The following is an 18716-nucleotide window of genomic DNA, read 5'->3' on the forward strand; positions in this document are numbered from 1 at the left end:
CCGGAAAAAGAAAGCATTTTTAATTCCGCCCTCCTTTGCCCGGCTTGTTCTTGATTTCTATGATTTACTTATTTGACTGCTCCGGCTACGACACCGTTGATGATCTGTTTCTGCAGTGCCACGTACAGAATCAGGATCGGGATGACGCAGAGCAGAAGACCTGCCATGATGGTTCCGTAATCTGCGGAGTAAGTTCCGTAGAAGCTGTAGGTGGAAAGCGGCAGAGTCAGCAGCTTTTTGTCGGTCAGCACCAGGGACGGCAGCAGGAAGTCATTCCAGAATGCCATCGCATTCATGATTACCATGGTGGAAATGATCGGCTTTAACAGCGGGAACACGATGCGGAAGAAGGTCTGGGTGTGGGTACAGCCGTCGATGTAAGCGGCCTCCTCCAGCGCCAGCGGGATACTTCCGCGGATGAATCCGTGGAACATGAACACGGACATCGCCATGGAAAATCCGGTGTGCATGAAGATCAGGGTCAGTCTGTGGTTCAGAATGTTTAAGGTTCCGCCGTATACACTGACAAGCGGGATCATGATTGCCTGGAACGGAATGATCATGGATGCAACCATCAGTGCAAAGATGATATTGGAAAATACGTTGACATTACGCACGATGTAGTAAGCCAGCATGGCTGCGAGTACCGTAACCAGTACGGTTGCTGTTACGGTTACAACCAGAGAGTTCTTGAAGGCATTCAGGAAGTTCATCTGATTGAATGCTTTTACAAAGTTGTCAAACGAAAGACCTTTGATCGTAAACAGCCAGGAGAACGGACTCTTGATGATATCACGTTTCTGTTTTAAGGAGTTGATGATAACCATGACAAACGGGAACATGAACGCACAGAAAACGATGATCATAAGGAGCATAGCCAGCGCGTCAGTTACTTTTTTCTTTGTTCCGCCAATTTTCTTCTGATTCATTATGCTTCAACCTCCCTCTTCTTGGTGGTGTATACCTGAATACCGCTGATGCAGGCTACAATGATAAACAGGATAAAGGCTTCTGCCTGGCCGACACCGAACTGTCTCGATGTGAATGCTTTCTCATATACGTGCATGGCTGCCATCTCGGTGGTTCCGTACGGAGCACCGCCGGTTAAGGACAGGTTGACATCGTATACCATGAACGCGCGGGACAGGGTCAGGAAGAGGCAGATAGTAACGGAGGACATCATCAGCGGAAGGATAATGTTTTTCATTTTTACCCAGCCGGATGCACCGTCGATGCTTGCCGCCTCTAGCACGTCCTCGGAAAGTCCCATAAAGCCGGCAACGTAGATCAGGATCATATAGCCTGCCAGCTGCCATACTGAAACGAGCACCAGCGCTGCAAATGCTTTGTTCGGGGTAGAAAGCCAGGAAATTTCAAACAGGCTCCATCCTGTGGTCTCGCCGATGCTGACGAAAACACGGGAGAATACGAACTGCCAGATGTATCCAAGTACGATACCGCCGATCAGGTTCGGGGTGAAAAATCCGGCGCGGAAGAAGTTCTGACCTTTGATGCCGCGGGTCAGGATGTAAGCCAGTAAAAAGGCGATCACATTGACGAGAACAACAACCGCAATGACATATTTAAAGGTTAACAGCAGGGATTTCCAGAACTGCGCGTCGCGCATAACGGCTGCAAAGTTGGAAAGTCCTACAAAGTTTTTCACGCTGGAAACACCGTTCCAGTCGGTTAAGGTCAGGTAAATACCGTAGATAAACGGTACCATGACGACTGCCAGGAAGCAGAACAGGCCCGGCAGCGCAAATACACAGAAATCTTTTCCCTTGTTGCTTGATTTCATTTTCGTTCCTCCTTCATATCCTCCGGCTTACTGCTCATCCCAGTATGCCTGGATGGAATCTATCAGTTCCTCGCGGTCACTTCTTCCGGCCAGATATTTCTGCATTGCCGCACCAAGGACAGACCAGTGATCGTTCGGCACGATCGCAGATGCGTTGAATGCTCCGCCGTTCTGTACTTTTTCGTAAATGTCGCGGCTTAACGGATCGCTTGGCTCGTTCGGGTTGTTTTTAAACGGAGGAATCAGGCTGCAGGTCTTTACAACCATCTGCTGTCCGATCTCACTGTAAACCAGCCAGTTCAGGAACTCTTTTGCTGCTGCTTTCTGCTCGTCGGTAGCCACGATATCATCCAGCATGATCTGTTTGGACGGGGATGCCTGGATTTTGCTGTTGACGAAGTCGTCCGGATCATTGTTCAGGAAGTATGGAAGGAAACCGTACTCGTCGGTCGTCTCGGCTCCTGCCTCCTCAAGGTTCGGCCATGCCCAGTTTCCGTTGAACCAGAAAGCGGTTTTTCCGTCTGCCAGGTCAATTGCCATCTCATCGTAATCTGCGCCGAGTGGATCGCCCTTTGCTACGTTGTACTCTTTTAACAGGTCAAAGGTATTCAGGAACTCGTTCATGCGGGTGTAGTCCGGCAGATATAAGGTTCCGTCCTTCAGCTCGTTGATGACTTCTGCTGCACCGTCGGAGGTTCCGTTGTATGTCTCGTAGATGTACTGCAGCTGGTGTGCTCCAAGGGACCAGTCTTCTTTTGCCATGGAGATCGGATTCTTCATTCCGTTGTCCCGCAGGCTCTGGAGAAGTGCTGCGAAATCGTCCCGGGTTTTGATATCGGATGGATCGAACTCGGTACCTAAGGTATCTTCAATCACGCTCTTGTTGTAGATAATACCGCGGCCCTCGATACAGAGCGGGAAGCTGTAAACCTTTCCGTTGATTTTGGTCAGGTACTCTTCTGCCTCGCCGGTCCATGCTTCATTGCTTAAGTCGGCTGCTTTTTCTTCTGCCAGTGCAATGACATCGGTCGTATCCAGAATGGAAAGTGTCGGCGGGTTTCCGGAGTTGTAGAGGCTGACTACTTTGGTATAAGGAGAATCGCCGTCTGTTACCGGCATGATCTCAATATGTACGCCTGCTTTCTCCTCGAACACTTTTGCAATCTCTTCCAGTGCTGTCTGGATTTCTGCTTTTGTGTTCATGATGACGATACTCGTTCCGGAAAGCGACGTATCGTACTGGAAAGTATCGGTGGTCATGTCGATCGGCACTTCTTCTTTTACTGCGTTCGGGTCATCCGGATCGCTTGCGAAGCCGAAGGTGCATCCGGTCAGTGCAGAAGTAAGAAGCACGCCAGACATTCCAAGAGCTGCCGCCCTGGCACTAAATTTCTTTCTCATCACAATTCCTCCTGTTATCTCTGGACAGCTGGTCCTGTCCTTCGTTTTGTGTAACCGGTCAAGTAACCGGTTACTTTCATTGTCTTTATCATAGCATTGACAGTGGGTTTCGTCAATATTTTCTTTACTTTTCGTGATTTTCCATAATTTTGTTTTTGGCTTTTGTGGAACTTTTACAAAACCGGTTACTTAACCGATTCCCGCTTGTTCCGGCGGGCGAGAAATGTTATACTATCTTCATATATTATTTGTTTTTTTCTGAAAGCTTACATGATTCACGCAACACTTTTGAAGGGAAGGACACTTGAACTTATGGCACGAAAAAAAAATGTAACCTTTAATGATATTGCACAGTACACGCATTTTTCCAAAACAACCATTTCCCGGTATTTCAACAACCCGGATTCCCTGACACCGGAAAATCAGCAGATCATTTCCGATGCACTGGATAAACTGAACTATAAAGAAAACAAAGTGGCAAAAATTCTCGCGAACGGACAGACCGAATTTGTCGGCGTCCTGATCCCGAGCCTCTCCATGAACTACTATTCCGAGATGCTGAATCAGATTCTTGCTTCTTATGAGAAATATGGCTATAAATTCCTCGTCTTCGCCGGAAACGGCCACGACGAGACGGAGCACCGCTACATTCAGGAGCTGATGTCGTACAAAATCGAGGGCCTCATTGTCCTCTCCCATACACTCTCCTCCCGCGAACTCTCCGATCTGCAGATCCCGGTCGTTGCAATTGAGCGCGAAGACCAGTTCGTCAGCAGTGTCAATACAGACAACTACCTCGGCGCGTACGAAGCGACTTCGCTTCTGATTCATAACCACTGTGATGTCCTGATTCATCTGAACTCACCGACCAAAGAAAATGTTCCTGCCTACCGCCGTCTCGCCGGTTTCCAGGATGCCTGTGTAAAGGCCGGTGTACCGCACAAGGTTATCATTCGGGATTTTGGACTCTCCTATCAGGAAGCCGCAGCACCGCTGCAGGAAATCTTTGACAACATCGAACAAAAATATGCCGGTCAGAAAAAGGGCATCTTCCTCTCCAACGATGATCATGCCAATATTCTTTTAAATCTTCTGATCCGCAAATACCATACCCTGCCGGACGATTACGAACTCATCGGCTTCGACGGTGCGCCGATTTCCGAGCAGGCTATCTATCCGATCAGCACTGTCGGCCAGCAGATTGACCAGATTGCAGACGAGGCTGTTTCCCTTCTGGTCTCCCAGATGCAGGAACGGAAAAAACGCCACCCGGTGCCGCTTGCCGAGCCGGTTCACAAGACCGTTCCGCCGCTTCTGATCCGGCGTCAGACGACCACTTGATTTTAAAAGCAGATTTCTATCATAAAAATGTTTTTATCAAAAAAGTGTCATCCACCTGCGGGCTGTGTGCCCTGCAGTTTGTGGATGACACTTTTCTTATCTTCTTACTCTTTTTTAGTTCTGTCCGTAATAAGCATTTGCACCATGTTTACGGTAATAGTGTTTATCCTGCAGCTCCTGCGGTGCCGGCTGGATTCTCGGGTTGATGGTCTCGGCACGGTATGCCATTTTGGCAACCTCTTCGAGGACAACAGCATTGTGAACAGCCTCATGCGCATCTTTGCCCCAGGTGAACGGTCCGTGGTTCTTGCAAAGAACGGCCGGAACGGCTTTTACATCTTTTCCCATCCGTTTGAACTCATTGACGATCAGATGGCCGGTGTTTTCCTCGTATGCCTCGTCAATCTCTTCTTTTGTCAGGCAGCGCAGGCACGGTACTTCACCGTAGATGTAGTCTGCATGGGTTGTTCCGTAGCACGGAATGCTTCTTCCCGCCTGTGCCCAGCTTGTCGCATAGGAGGAATGGGTGTGAACAATGCCGCCGATCTCTGGAAATGCTTTGTACAGCTCCAGATGGGTCGGGGTGTCAGAAGACGGACGGTAGCGTCCTTCTACTTTGTTTCCGTTCAGATCCATGACAACCATATCGTCCGGTGTCAGCAGGTCGTAATCCACGCCGCTTGGTTTGATGACGAACAGACCGCTTTCCCGGTCAATCTCGCTGACATTTCCCCAGGTAAAGGTAACCAGTCCGTATTTTGGAAGAAGCATGTTGGCTTCGTATACTCTTTTTTTCAGTTCTTCTAACATTGTGTTGTCCTTTCTGTCTTTCCCAAACGATGGTTCATTTTAAGCTCTCTACTGCTGCACGCTCAATCGGCAGGCCTTTTTTGTAGCGCTCGGTGAATACTTCAAATCCAGCGACGTCTGCCGGGTCCGGATCCATCTTGGTTCCGGCATTTCCTGCGAAGACTTTTGCATCGAGGTAATCCTCGAGTGTTTCATTCTCTTCTTTATTGATCATATAAGAAGCCAGCAGTGCGATGCCCCAGGCTCCGCCCTCTCCTGCTGTCTCCATGACGGAAACCGGTGCGTCGATTGAACCTGCGAGGATCTTCTGGCCGACACCTTTTGTCTTGAAGAGACCGCCGTGGCCGAGAATCTGGTCGACCTGCACATGCTCCTCTTTCATCAGGATATCAAGGCCGACTTTCAGGGCGCCAAGGGAAGTAAACAGGTTGACTCTCATAAAGTTTGCCAGATTGAATTTCGCATCCGGAGTACGTGCGAAGACAGGACGGCCCTCGTTGAAGCCGGTTACGTGCTCGCCGGAGAAGTAGTTGTAGGCAAGGAGTCCGCCGCAGTCTGCGTCGCCCTCCAGGGCTTTGTTGTACAGCTTGCCGAACAGATCATTCGTGCTGATTTCCATGCCGAAGGTCTGCGCAAATTCACGGAAGAGATTGACCCATGCATTCAGATCAGAAGTACAGTTCTGGCAGTGCACCATGGCAACCGGATGACCGGACGGGGTTGTTACCATATCGATCTCCGGGTATACTTTGGAGAGGTTCTTCTCCAGAACGATCATAGCAAAAACGGAAGTTCCGGCAGACACGTTTCCGGTTCTGATACGGACGCTGTTTGTTGCTGCCATACCTGTTCCGGCATCTCCCTCCGGCGGGCAGAGCGGAATGCCTGCTTCCAGATTTCCGGACATGTCGAGAAGTGCGGCACCTTCTTTTGTCAGAACACCGGCATTGTCACCTGCGGTCAGAACGTGCGGCAGAACATCGAGTGCTTTCCATGAATATGCTTTGTCTGCGACTGCCTCGTCAAATTTGGCGATCATGTCGGCAAAGTAAGTGTTGGTTTCAGAATCGATTGGAAAGATTCCAGATGCCTCGCCGACACCAACGACACGCTCGCCGGTCATTTTCCACTGAATGTATCCGGCAAGGGTTGTCACGTAGTCGATATCTGCCACATGCGGCTCACCGTTTAAGATTGCCTGATACAGATGGGCGATAGTCCATCTCTGCGGGATGTGGAATCCGAAAAGATCGGTCAGCTTCTCGCTTGCTTCTTCTGTGATATTGTTTCTCCAGGTGCGGAACGGCATGAGGAGGTTTCCTGCTTTGTCAAATGCCATATAGCCGTGCATCATGGCACTGAAGCCGATGGCTCCGACGCGGGTCAGGGTAATGTCGTATTTTTCTTTGACATCAGCTGCCATTTTGGTATAGGCATCCTGCAGGCCCGTCCAGATGTCCTCGAGGGTGTAGGTCCACACGCCGTTGTCATAGCGGTTTTCCCACTCGTGATCTCCGGATGCGATCGGGGCGTTGTCTGCGCCGATCAGGACGGCTTTGATTCTGGTTGAGCCGAACTCAATGCCAAGTGCTGTTTTCTGTTCGAGGATTGCTGTTTTTGCATCCATTCCCATTGTTTTTTCCTCCCTTGGGTTCTTTTCTATTTTTTCGTCTCTGTTGACAGATTTTTTCCTGCGGTGGATTCTCTTACGATGAGTTCCGGGGAAATCAGGCGTTTGACGCTGCTTTCTTCTTCCGGGACTTTTCTGATTTTTTCGAGAATGAGCTCTGCTGCCATCTCACCGAGTTTTTCCTGCGGATGGGCAATGGTCGTGATCCCGATCGGACTGCTCTGGCCGATCAGCGAGTTGTCGTATCCGGTGACGGCGATGTTTTTTGAATTATGACGCTGGATTACGCGCTCGGAGCAAAAGGTTCCTTTGCCGTGCTGGGCGGTGATGTAGCCTTCATTTTCGAGAAGAGCGAGGGCCTTTCGGACGGTGTGGCGTGAGAGGGCGTATTCCCGGGTCAGTTCGTTTTCGGAGGGAAGCTTCTGGCCGGGTTTTATGGTTCCGGAGAGAATCTGCTCTTTTAGGGCTTCCATCAGGGTGTAGTATTTGGCTTTGCCGGTGGTTGGTTCTATGTGATTGGTGATTCCCCTTTCTGGAATTTATAATACAACTTGTACGGTTGTCGTGACAAGTTGTATTTTTGTTGTGGGAAAGGGACGCTCAGGAGTATCGGGAGGGCGGGTGGGTCCAATACCTTAATGAGTGGACGGGGACACTTTCTTGCGGATGGCCTCTTCGTAGACGGTGCATTCTTGAGGACAGTGCATTCGCGGGACGGGGTCACCTTTTAGGAAGTGGTAGCGGATGTAATAGAGGGTATCGTCTTCGCCGCGTTCCGAGAGCATGCGCAGCAGAAATTCGAGCTGTGAAAGTGTCTCGGGATGGACGAACCAGAGGTGGCCGATTCCTTTTTTGAGATACTGGTACGGCGCCTGATCGGTATAAGCGTCTCCGAGGTAGACGCGGGACGCGCTGATGCGGTCCATAATCATCTCGGCAACGTAGCGGCGCGGCATTGGGACGCCTTTGATGATGGTGCCACAATTGATACCGTAATCAATCCAGTATTCAAAATGATGTTTGTTGCGCCCTTTATGGTGCATCCAGGATTTTGACATGCCGGTGTCTTCGCGCTCGGCGTTATTGGGACTCCGGTCGCCCTGGTAGTATTTCATGCCGACCAGAAATTCCGTCGGCGAATATTTCGAGAGGTCGTGGGTCAGTCCCTGCCAGTACAGTCCTATTTTGAAGCAGTACCGCATGACCCACATTTTGTGTGTGGTAATGGTTTTAAAGTGCTGCCATGCTTTCATCATTCTGCCTCTTCTCCTGCTTTCCTGTTAAAATTATGATACTGCGCGGCGGCACGATGACCGTTTTTGCGCTGACTTTTTTCTGATTTTCTTCTGTCAGGAAGACTTCCGGTGTGTTGGTGTCGGCCGTCAGATACCAGACCTTCTGCTCCGGGAGGGACGGCAGTGCCAGCTCATGCGGATTCCAGTGCATGTTGTAGGCAATATAGAGGTCGTCGTCCTTGTTGCCGTCTTTATCCTGGAAATAGCTTCCGCAGTACATGACGCCAATAAAACGGCATGTGTTTTCCATCTGGGAGAACCAGGCTCTCTGGCTGTGGAAGGACATATCCGGGCAGCCGTAGGATTTGTAGTCGATGAGGCGCGGCTCGCGTTCGCCGTGCAGCGCCGGATGCGCCTTCCGGAAAGCGATTGCTGCTTTTACAAAGGCGGCAAACTCCGGATTCCGGGCGGCTGCTTTCCAGTCGATCCAGCCGGTTTTGTTGTCCTGGCACCAGGCGTTGTTGTTGCCCTTCTGGCTGTTGCCGAATTCATCGCCGCCGTAAATCAGCGGTGTTCCCTGGCTTGTCATCAGCATGAGAACGGCATTTTTCAGCTGGCGGAGACGCAGCGCGCGCACAGCCGGTTTCCGGGTCACGCCTTCTGCGCCGCAGTTCCAGGTCAGGTTTTCGTTGGAACCATCCATATTGTCTTCGCCGTTGTCCAGATTGTGTTTCTGTTCGTAGGAAACGCTGTCATACAGGGTAAAACCGTCGTGATCCGCAAGATAATTAATCACACCGTGTGTCTCCGGGCTTCTTCTCAGATAATAGGTGAAGTCGGAAAGGCTGCCCTCATCGCCTTTTAAGAAGCGGCGGATATGGTACTGGTAGCCCTGATTGTGTTCCCCTAAATTCCGGAACCAAGGGCGTTTTCCCTGATAGATCCGTTCGCCGTCAAAACCGAGGAAAATCAGTTTCGTCTTCCGAAGGAGTGCATCTTTGGACGCTTCTTCTGCCAGCGATGCATCGCCGACCAGATGGAAACCGTCGATCTGGTAGCGGAGCTGCCAGTGGTGCAGAACCTGCAGGACAAAACCAGAAGGCGTTCCCGGGGCAAAACAGAATTCCATCAGGCATTCGATACCATTCTCATGCAGGGCATCGACCATCTCTGCGAACTCTGCGACGGCATCTGCGGATGCAGCATACGAAGCTTTCGGAGCAAAATACAGGGCCTTTGTGCCGTATCCCCAATAATTCACGCGCTTCTCTTCCACCGGCGCCGGATATACATAGGCCGGCTCCGTAAGGGAGGTCCACTCAAAAAACTCATAGGACGGCATCAACTCTACTGCATTGATACCGAGTTCTTTTAAGTATGGAATTTTTTCGATCACGCCGCGGAACGTTCCCTTGTTCTTTACACGGGAGCTTCCGTCTTTGGTGAAACCGCGCACATGGAGCTTATACAGAATCGTCTCCTCATACGGCCGGTGCAGTGAGGTGGTGCGCATTACCGGGTACTCCGGGAGAAGGCAGCAGCAGGCGCCCTCTTCTTTTTCCATCGGTGCACCGAAGGTTTCTCTTCCTTCTACTGCTCCCGCATACGGATCCAAGCAGAAAGCTTCGTCCATCCGGTAGGCATACGAAAACTTTCCTACCGTCAGGCCTGTGATTTCCACGGAACTGATCACGCCAGTGCGCTCCTCTTCCGGAAGCGGCACGGTAAGAAACGGTTTCTGGTGACCTTTCCGGTACAGCAGAAGCTCTGCTTTTTTTCCATCTGATACTTCTACGGCAAAATTGTATCCGTCTTTCGTCGCCGATGCGCCCATTTTCTCCGGATTTCCCGGTAAAATTCGATATTTTCCTCTGTTTTTTGTCTGTATCATAATTCCCGCCCTTATTTTTTATAATTTGTTGCAATTGTCATACTATTAATGTAAATCATTTGAATAAAATTGTCAATTGACCAATGTTACCAATTGTTATACCTCTAAATCCAGTTCCACCGGGCAATGGTCGGAACCGAGAATTTCGGTATGGATTTTGGCATCTGCAACTGCATCTTTTAAGGACTCTGATACCATAAAGTAATCAAGCCGCCATCCTGCATTCCGCTGGCGTGCCTGGAAGCGGTATGACCACCAGGAATACGTCACGGTGTCCGGATACAGCATACGGAAGGAATCAACAAAGCCTTTTTCTTTGATCACAGCAAATTTTTCGCGCTCCTCTTTCGTAAAGCCGGCGTTTTTCTCATTTGCCTTTGCATTTTTGATATCCATCTCGGTCGCTGCGACGTTCAGATCTCCGCAGAAAATCACCGGTTTTTCCTGCTCCAGTCCTTTTAAGTAAGAAAGAAACGCATCCTCCCACTCCATCCGGTAGGCAAGGCGTTTTAATTCATCCTGCGAATTCGGTGTGTAGACGGTTACAACAAAGTATTCCGGAAACTCTGCCGTGATCACACGGCCTTCCATATCATGTTCTTCGATTCCGATACCATAGCGAACAGAAATCGGCTCCTCTTTGGTAAACAGGGCCGTGCCGGAATATCCTTTCTTTTCCGCATAATTCCAATACTGATGATAGCCGGGCAGCTCAAGGTCGATCTGTCCTTCCTGCAGCTTTGTCTCCTGCAGGCAGAAAATATCGGCATCTGCCGCCTCAAAGTATTCCTGAAAGCCTTTCTTCATGCAGGCTCTCAGTCCATTTACGTTCCAGGATATCATTTTTTTCATACGCAATTCATCTCCTTTTCCTTACAGTCTGTTCTCTGCGGTTTCTGTTGCAAAACGCTGGGAACCGACTTCCGTTTTCTTTTATTCCTCTTTCAGAACATACAGCACTTCCAGCGACGCATCCGACGGTCCGTGAAATTCGCAGCCGTCTGCTTTATACTGGCGCATCAGTTCCAACATTTCTCTGCTGTACCGCTCGCCCGGGCAGATGAGCGGGATTCCCGGCGGATATGGGGCTGCCATCTCGGCTGCAATTCGTCCTTCCGCTTCTGCAAACGGAACGGCTTCCTTCTCCGCAAAATATGCCTCGCGCGGTGTCTTTACCATCTCCGGCAGGCTGCGGAACAGCCACTGCTTTTCTGTAAACTTCGTCCGCCCCGTCGTTTTCCCGCTCTCTGCTGCCGAAATTCCTGCCAGCGCATCGATCAGCCGTGTGATATCTTCCTCGCTGTTTGCCCAGGTAATAACGCAGACCACGTTCTCCTCGTCGGCAAGCTCTGTACTGACGCGGTATTCCTCGTACAGACGCACCTGCAGATCGTAGCCGGAAATACCAAGTTCTCTTGCCGAGAATACAAGACGCGTCAGGTCGATCTTCCATACGCCGCACGTTCCTTCCATCTCGGTCCCAAGAACTTCGATTCCTTTGATCTTTGCAAGCTCCTGCCGCGCCCTCTGGCCGAGTTCCAGCGCGCGTTCCATTCGCTCTTTTCCGTGCAGCGCCATCCCGCGCCGCGCCGCATCGAGGGATGCCATCAGAAGGTAGGACGGCGATGTACTCTGTACCATCTGCAGATTGGCGGCCACTCTTGCCTCATCGAGACGGCCAGAACCGAGTGATAAGAAGGAGCTCTGTGTAAAGGAACCCGCCGTTTTGTGGATACTCTGCGCGCAGGCATCCGCACCACTTTCCAGTGCGCCGAGAGGAAGCTGTTCGGAAAAATAGAGGTGCGATCCATGTGCTTCATCGACAAGAAGCGCTGCGTTGTGGCAGTGACAGATTTCTGCGATCGCCTGCAGATCACTGCAAAGACCGTAGTACGTCGGGCTGACCAGAAGTACGGCTTTCGCATCCGGCGTTTCCGCGAAGGCTTTTTCGATCGTCTCCGGCGTTACGCCGCCCCACATCTGCCATTTCGTGCTGTACTCCGGCATCACATAAACCGGTGTGGCTCCGCTTAAAATCAGGCCCATCAGCACCGATTTGTGCACGTTTCGCGGAACAATGATTTTTTCGCCCTCTTTCACAGACGAAAGCACCATCGCCTCGTTGCCGCATGTTGTGCCGTTGACAAGAAAAAAAGTTTTTTTTGCCTTCCACGTTTCCGCCGCCAGTTTCTGCGCCTCTGCAATCACGCCCTCCGCGTGATGCAGATCATCAAGCCCTTCTGCCTCCGAGAGGTCATACGCCGCAAGCGACGCTCCGTTTAACGTCTCATCCAGCCCGCGCTCAAACCGGTGTCCCGGAATACGGAAATAGGCCGGTGCTTCCTCCCGGAACTGTTGTAACGCCTCCACAAGAGGCATTCGATTCTGATCCATTCTGCTTTGTTTCCTTTCAAACGATTTCTGAATCTTTTTCTGAAGCGAAAGAATCCTCCCCGCACCGCTGTGCGGGAAGGACCCCCTTATCTGCATTTTTCTGTTTTATATGGTTTATTCTACCGGAGTAGTCCAGCCATATTTATCTTCCAGTTTACCCCACTGGATACCGGTCAGGGTATCGTACAGTTTCTGGGTCAGCTCACCGATCTTGAAGTCATTTACAACAACAGAATCGTCCTTGTATACAAATTCACCAACCGGAGATACAACTGCTGCTGTACCAGTACCAAATGCTTCTTCCAGTGTGCCGTCATGACCTGCTTTCATCAGATCGTCAACCGACAGATGTGTTTCGTTTACTTTATATCCCCAGTCTCTTAAGATATGGATCAGGGAATCACGGGTTACGCCCGGAAGAACAGTTCCTTCCAGCGGTGCGGTGTAGATTTCGCCGGCAATCTTGAACATGATGTTCATGGTTCCAACTTCCTCTACATATTTACGATGTACGCCGTCCAGCCACAGAACCTGGGTGCATCCCATCTTCTCTGCTTTTACCTGGCCTGCGATGGAACTTGCATAGTTACCGCCGCATTTTGTAAATCCTGTGCCACCTTTGACTGCACGAACATATTCATCCTCAACCAGGATCTTAACCGGGTTGATGCCCTCTGCATAGTATGCTCCAACCGGAGTGGTGATGATAACGAATTTGTAGGATTTTGCCATATGTACGCCAAGGCTTGCCTCAGTAGCGAACATGAACGGACGGATGTAAAGAGATGTACCTGGCTCAGACGGTACCCAGTCTTCCTGTGCTTTAACCAGTGCTTTGACAGCCTCTACAAACATCTCCTCCGGTACGCCCGGCATGCAGAGTCTCTCGTTGGATTTAATCATACGGCGTGCGTTCATTTCCGGACGGAACAGCTGGATCTTTCCTTCTGCTGTTCTGTAGGCTTTCAGTCCCTCGAACGTTTCCTGTGCATAGTGAAGTACCATGGTTGCAGGATCCATCGGGATTCCGCCGTACGGTACGATTGCTGCGTCATGCCATCCCTGCTCTTTGTCCCAGTCCATGACAAACATATAGTCTGTAAAGTGTTTTCCGAATCCAAGATTTTTCTGATCCGGTTTTTCCTGTAAATGTTCTCTTTTTTCAAATCTGATATCCATTTTTTGCCTCCCCGGCAGTTGAGGATAAGTTTGTTCAGCTGCCTGTATATTTAGATTCAATAGTGATAGTATAAAACTGTACCCGAAAACAGTCAATAGAAAATACGACTAATTTTTCATTTTTTCGTTCTTATTTATTGTATCTTTTCCGTATTTTCCTGTATCAGCCGCATTTTTTCTGCTTTCCCGGCACAGCCATTGTGTTTTTTTCTATTATCTGTTAGAATGGCAGACAAGAACCTGATAAGACTTGAACACGAAAAAGGAAGGTAATACAAATGAGTGAAGAATTATTCAACAGCGCATCCTGCAGCGGAGACTGCGCAGACTGCGGCAGCGACTGCCAGGATCTGGATCAGCCGACTGTTACCCTGACACTGGACGACGATACCGAAGTAAAATGTGCCGTACTGACCATTTTCCCAGCTCCGAACCAGAAAGAGTACATCGCTCTTCTGCCGCTCGATGAAAACGGCGAGAACGAAGACGGCGAAGTTTATCTGTATCGTTACTACGAAGAGAACGGCCAGCCGAACCTCGACAACATCGATTCCGATGAAGAGTACGAAATTGCAGCAGACGCATTCGACGAGCTGATGGATACCGAGCAGTTCAACGAGATGGAAGAAAATTCCACCGAAGAGTAAGAATCACAGACTTTGAAACGATTGCAGAACCCGGCGGGAGACCTTATTTTCCTGCCGGGTTTTTCTCTCTTTTTCTCTCAAATTCCCATTATTTCTTATTTGTACAGCTTTTCTGCATCTCTCTTTAAGATCTGTTTCTATTCTTTTACAGACGTATAATATATGTGAGTAGCAATTTTCATGCCGCTACATTACATAGGAATACGAGGTATCTTTTTATGAGAGATAAAGATGTGATACAGCACATTCAGGATTTATGCCGCGAGCGCTCCTGGACTTATTACCGCCTTGCAAAAGAGGCAGACATTCCCTATTCTACCTTAAACAATATGGTAAACCGCACCAATATTCCAACCATCCCTACCCTGCAGAAGCTCTGCGACGCTTTCGGCATCACACTTGCCGATTTCTTTCTCGACCAGCCGGATGCCCTGCAGCTTACCGAAGGACAACAGGAAATCATTACGCTTTACAATAATCTTTCACTGGAGAAAAAGAAAATCTTAAAGGCTTATATGAAAGGTCTTCTGATGGAAGTCTGACTTTTCCGGCATCATAAGTATCACAGATAAAGAAAGTTCCGTTTTTTGTTTTTCTGAAACAGAGGCGGAACTTTTTTTCTGTCGATAAACTTTTCTTAAATTTTTCTAAAGCCCGGGACTTTTCCCGTATTTCGTTGTAGAATAAAGGACAACTGTTCACATATTAATCACAGAAGGAGTTACCCTTTCATGCTACAGATTCAGCATATCAAAAAAGAATACCGGACCGGGACGCTGGTACAGAAAGCGCTCGACGATGTGTCCTTAAATTTGCGCGACAACGAGTTTGTCGCTGTTTTAGGGCCGAGCGGTTCCGGAAAGACGACGCTTCTGAATATCATCGGCGGCCTCGACCGCTATGACAGCGGCGATCTGATCATCAACGGCATTTCCACGAAAAAGTATAAGGACCGCGACTGGGATTCCTACCGGAACCACACGATCGGCTTTGTCTTCCAGAGCTACAACCTGATCCCGCACCAGACCGTCCTTGCAAACGTAGAGCTGGCGCTTACCATTTCCGGTGTTTCCAAAGAGGTGCGGCGCAAAAAAGCAATCGCGGCACTTGAAAAGGTCGGTCTTGGAAAACAGCTCCACAAGCGGCCGAGCCAGATGTCCGGCGGTCAGATGCAGCGTGTCGCCATCGCCCGCGCTCTTGTCAATGACCCGGAAATTCTGCTTGCCGATGAGCCGACCGGCGCGCTCGATTCCGACACCAGTATTCAGGTCATGGACCTGCTGCAGGAAGTTGCCAAAGAACGCCTTGTCGTCATGGTCACACACAATCCAGAGCTCGCCGAGCTTTACGCCAACCGGATCGTCACCCTGCGCGACGGTGTGATCTGCTCCGACACGAACCCGTTTGAGCCGGATTCCGAAACCCTGCTTCCTCCCAAGCACAAAAACATGGGCAAATCGTCGATGTCCTTTCTGACGGCGCTCTCCTTAAGTTTTAATAACCTGCGCACCAAGAAAGCGCGGACCTTACTCACCTCGTTTGCCGGCTCGATCGGCATCATCGGCATTGCACTGATTCTGGCACTCTCCTCTGGTGTCAACGAGTATATTCAGAATATGGAAGAGGAAACTCTCTCCGAATATCCGCTTCAGATCCAGAGCACCGGCTTTGACCTCACTTCGATGATGGTCGGCTCACAGAATGCCGGCAAAGACGCAAAAGATTCCGGCAAAAAGAATGAAATCAAAGTCCAGGAAGTCGTGACCAACATGTTCTCCACCATGAACTCCAACGATCTCGCTTCCCTGAAAAAGTACCTTGACGGCGGTGCGGACGGCATTTCCGACTACACAAATGCCATCGAATATTCCTACTCCGTCACGCCGCAGATCTACCGCGAAGACGGCGATTCCATCCGCCAGGTGCACCCGGACCAGTCGTTCCGCTCGCTCGGCCTTGGCGCAAGCTCCAACGGCATCATGTCATCCATGATGAGCACCAACGTCTTTTACGAGATGCCGGACACGGCTTCCCTGTACGAGAACCAGTACGACTTAAAAGCCGGACACTGGCCGGAAAACTATAACGAATGTGTGCTTGTCCTCACTTCCGACGGCGGAATGAGTGATTTTCTGCTCTACACCCTGGGGCTCCGCGATGCACTCGAGCTGGATGAGATGGTCCGCCAGTTTTTAAATGAAGAAACCGTCGAGACCCCTTCCTCCATCGGCACGTATTCCTACGATGATATTCTCGGCACCACGTTCCGTCTTGTGAACAGCGCAGACTGCTACGAATACGACAGTCAGTATCAGGTCTGGAAAGATAAAAGCGACAACGAAGACTATATGAAAAAACTCGTTGCCAACGGCGAAAAGCTCACAATCACCGGTATTGTCCAGCCGTCCCCTGACTCTGCCGCCTCTGCCCTGACCGCCGGCATCAATTACCCGGCATCGCTGACCCGCCACGTTGTGGAGGAAGCAAAGAAATCCGAGATTGTGAAACAGCAGATGGCGGACTCCTCCATCGATGTCTTTACGAATCAGGAATTCGGCACCGTGGATCAGAACAGCGGTCTTGATATGGATTCCTTTATCACTGTCGATGAGGACAAGCTGCAGAACGCTTTCCAGTTCGACGATTCCGCACTCTCCGGTGCTTTTTCCGGTGATTCCATGAACCTTGATTTTTCCAGCGCCTTTGCGGACGCCGGAAGCAGCATGGATCTCGCGGGTGCGATTGACCTCAGTCAGATCTCTCTTAATTTCGACGGACTGCCGCAGCTTGATCTTGGCCAGATTTTATCCGGGCTTACTCTCAATGTCAGTGAAGACGGCATGCAGGAACTGGCTTCCAGCCTCATGGAGGGCTATCAGGGCTACGCCTCGGAGCACCCGGAGGCGGATTATTCCCATTTACAGGAGGATTTCGTCTCCTACATCAATTCCACGGAAGCACAGGAAATCCTGCGGCGCCACATCCAGACCATCATTGCAGACGGCGGCGGTGTTTCCATTACACAGGAACAGATCCAGGAACTCATTCAGCGGATCTTCAAAGGGTATCAGGCATACCTGATCAAGATGGGCTACACCGATCCGGAACAGTTTGATGCTTATCTTGCGGAGTATCTGCAGACCGAAGAAGCTGTTCAGATCATCAACGACTGGATTTCCGAGGTGATGCAGAACAACGGCAATATCGAAATTACATCCGACCAGCTCACTGCGCTTGCGACGGAGCTTTCCAACGGTTATCTCGCTTACGTGAAGGAGAACGGCCTGCCGGATCCGACGGAGATGGGCCAGCACTTTATCGCCTACCTGAACACGGTGGACGGCCAGCAGCGGCTGAACAGCGGTATCACAAAAATCGTCGATCTCGACGGACTGCAGTCCCAGGTTTCTTCTGCGCTCACAAACTACATGGCAGGCGTTATGGGAAGCTACTCCGCTTCTGTCGCCTCGGTTCTGCAGACACAGATCACTTCCGCGATGGAACAGATGATGACGCAGATGGCCTCTGCAATTCAGTCCGAGATGGAGCGCGCCATGACGCAGGTCGGTAATTCTCTGCAGGATTCGATGGGCGATGCCATGAAGATTGACACCGATGCCTTTGCAAGTGCCTTCCAGATGAATATGACTGAGGATGATATGAAGGAGCTCTTCGCTTCTCTTAGTTCTTCCGGCTCTTCCACCTATGAGGGCAATCTGCAGAAACTGGGCTACGCTGATTTTGACGAACCCTCTTCGATCAGCATTTACCCGAAAAACTTTGAGAGCAAGGAACACGTTGTCTCCATCCTCGACGGTTACAATGACACGATGGAAAAAGAAGGCAAAAACGAGCAGGTAATCTCGTACACCGATGTGGTCGGCACTCTGATGTCCTCCGTCACGGATATCGTCAACATCATCAGCTACGTGCTGATCGCTTTTGTCGGCATTTCCCTTGTGGTTTCCTCGATTATGATCGGCGTCATCACCTATATCAGTGTTCTGGAACGTAAGAAAGAGATCGGTATCCTGCGCGCGATCGGTGCTTCGAAACGCAATATTTCGCAGGTCTTCAATGCCGAAACCTTCATCATCGGACTCTGTGCAGGACTGATCGGCATCGGACTCTCGCTGCTTCTGATGATTCCGGGCAACCTTCTGATCCACCATCTGGCGGATACGACGAAGGTCAGTGCTTCTCTTCCACTCGTCCCGGCGCTTGTTCTGATTGCACTCAGCGTCGTTCTGACCCTGATCGGCGGTCTGATTCCGTCGAAGAAAGCGGCAAAAAGCGATCCGGTTACGGCACTCCGGACAGAATAATCTGATCCTTAAAACACACTTTGCAAGTACGCAAAAAGCGGCCGGCAGAGGCTTTTCAAAAG

General features: G+C 50.3%; 15 protein-coding genes. 4 read left to right on the top strand and 11 right to left on the bottom strand.

From position 1 onward, the window contains the following. Positions 1 to 68: 68 nt before the first annotated feature. From DXD02_RS01560 to DXD02_RS01570, 3 genes are read right to left on the bottom strand one after another with little or no spacing between them, the layout of a single operon-like run. Positions 69 to 929, bottom strand: coding sequence for a carbohydrate ABC transporter permease (locus DXD02_RS01560; protein WP_022461494.1), 861 nt, complete (start codon positions 927 to 929; stop codon positions 69 to 71). Continuing rightward, entirely contained in the window at positions 929 to 1801 is an 873-nt protein-coding gene (locus DXD02_RS01565; RefSeq protein WP_022461493.1) for a carbohydrate ABC transporter permease, read from the bottom strand. The genes DXD02_RS01560 and DXD02_RS01565 overlap by 1 nt, the downstream gene beginning before the upstream one ends. Before the next feature lie 27 nt (positions 1802 to 1828). Continuing rightward, positions 1829 to 3202, bottom strand: coding sequence for an ABC transporter substrate-binding protein (locus tag DXD02_RS01570; RefSeq protein ID WP_118659136.1), 1374 nt, complete (start codon positions 3200 to 3202; stop codon positions 1829 to 1831). A gap of 312 nt (positions 3203 to 3514) precedes the next feature. Here DXD02_RS01570 and DXD02_RS01575 point away from each other — a divergent pair, with 312 nt between their 5' ends. After that, positions 3515 to 4543, top strand: a complete 1029-nt coding sequence (locus DXD02_RS01575) for a LacI family DNA-binding transcriptional regulator (protein ID WP_055266684.1) — start codon at positions 3515 to 3517, stop codon at positions 4541 to 4543. A gap of 114 nt (positions 4544 to 4657) precedes the next feature. Here DXD02_RS01575 and DXD02_RS01580 read toward each other — a convergent pair whose 3' ends face one another. The 8 genes from DXD02_RS01580 to DXD02_RS01615 all read right to left on the bottom strand — a co-directional run bounded on the left by DXD02_RS01580 (position 4658) and on the right by DXD02_RS01615 (position 13682). After that, positions 4658 to 5353 (bottom strand): L-ribulose-5-phosphate 4-epimerase, encoded by a 696-nt coding sequence (locus DXD02_RS01580; protein WP_022461490.1) that lies wholly within the window; start codon positions 5351 to 5353, stop codon positions 4658 to 4660. A 34-nt stretch (positions 5354 to 5387) separates the two neighbouring features. Then, a complete protein-coding gene (locus DXD02_RS01585) occupies positions 5388 to 6980 on the bottom strand; it encodes a xylulokinase (RefSeq protein WP_334294908.1) in 1593 nt (530 codons plus the stop codon). Positions 6981 to 7012: 32 nt separating this feature from the next. Then, positions 7013 to 7456, bottom strand: a complete 444-nt coding sequence (locus DXD02_RS01590) for a GntR family transcriptional regulator (RefSeq protein WP_118666287.1) — start codon at positions 7454 to 7456, stop codon at positions 7013 to 7015. A gap of 162 nt (positions 7457 to 7618) precedes the next feature. Continuing rightward, a complete protein-coding gene (locus tag DXD02_RS01595; protein WP_243106343.1) occupies positions 7619 to 8236 on the bottom strand; it encodes a DUF5662 family protein in 618 nt (205 codons plus the stop codon). Next, positions 8214 to 10109: an alpha-amylase family glycosyl hydrolase gene (locus DXD02_RS01600; protein WP_118659132.1), complete on the bottom strand. Its 1896-nt coding sequence runs from the start codon at positions 10107 to 10109 to the stop codon at positions 8214 to 8216. Before DXD02_RS01600 ends, DXD02_RS01595 begins: the two co-directional genes overlap by 23 nt. Before the next feature lie 96 nt (positions 10110 to 10205). After that, on the bottom strand, positions 10206 to 10961 hold the full coding sequence (locus DXD02_RS01605; RefSeq protein WP_117509068.1) for an exodeoxyribonuclease III: 756 nt from the start codon (positions 10959 to 10961) through the stop codon (positions 10206 to 10208). Between the two features lie 81 nt (positions 10962 to 11042). Beyond that, positions 11043 to 12503 carry an aminotransferase class I/II-fold pyridoxal phosphate-dependent enzyme gene (locus tag DXD02_RS01610; protein WP_158554953.1) on the bottom strand — a complete coding sequence of 487 codons (1461 nt, stop codon included), beginning with the start codon at positions 12501 to 12503 and terminating at the stop codon, positions 11043 to 11045. 114 nt (positions 12504 to 12617) lie between these two features. Further along, the gene (locus DXD02_RS01615) at positions 12618 to 13682 is read right to left on the bottom strand and encodes a branched-chain amino acid aminotransferase (protein ID WP_117509070.1); all 1065 of its coding nucleotides are present in this window, start codon (positions 13680 to 13682) and stop codon (positions 12618 to 12620) included. A 278-nt stretch (positions 13683 to 13960) separates the two neighbouring features. Between DXD02_RS01615 and DXD02_RS01620 the strand changes: the two genes are divergently transcribed. From DXD02_RS01620 to DXD02_RS01630, 3 genes are all read left to right on the top strand, one after another. Then, positions 13961 to 14329 (top strand): DUF1292 domain-containing protein, encoded by a 369-nt coding sequence (locus tag DXD02_RS01620; protein WP_117509071.1) that lies wholly within the window; start codon positions 13961 to 13963, stop codon positions 14327 to 14329. Positions 14330 to 14547: 218 nt separating this feature from the next. Then, positions 14548 to 14871, top strand: coding sequence for a helix-turn-helix domain-containing protein (locus DXD02_RS01625; protein ID WP_118666288.1), 324 nt, complete (start codon positions 14548 to 14550; stop codon positions 14869 to 14871). 189 nt (positions 14872 to 15060) lie between these two features. Then, positions 15061 to 18654 carry an ABC transporter ATP-binding protein/permease gene (locus DXD02_RS01630; protein WP_118666289.1) on the top strand — a complete coding sequence of 1198 codons (3594 nt, stop codon included), beginning with the start codon at positions 15061 to 15063 and terminating at the stop codon, positions 18652 to 18654. Positions 18655 to 18716: the final 62 nt, after the last annotated feature.

It is taken from the genome of Blautia sp. TF10-30 (assembly GCF_003481245.1).
Classification (GTDB): domain Bacteria; phylum Bacillota; class Clostridia; order Lachnospirales; family Lachnospiraceae; genus Fusicatenibacter; species Fusicatenibacter saccharivorans.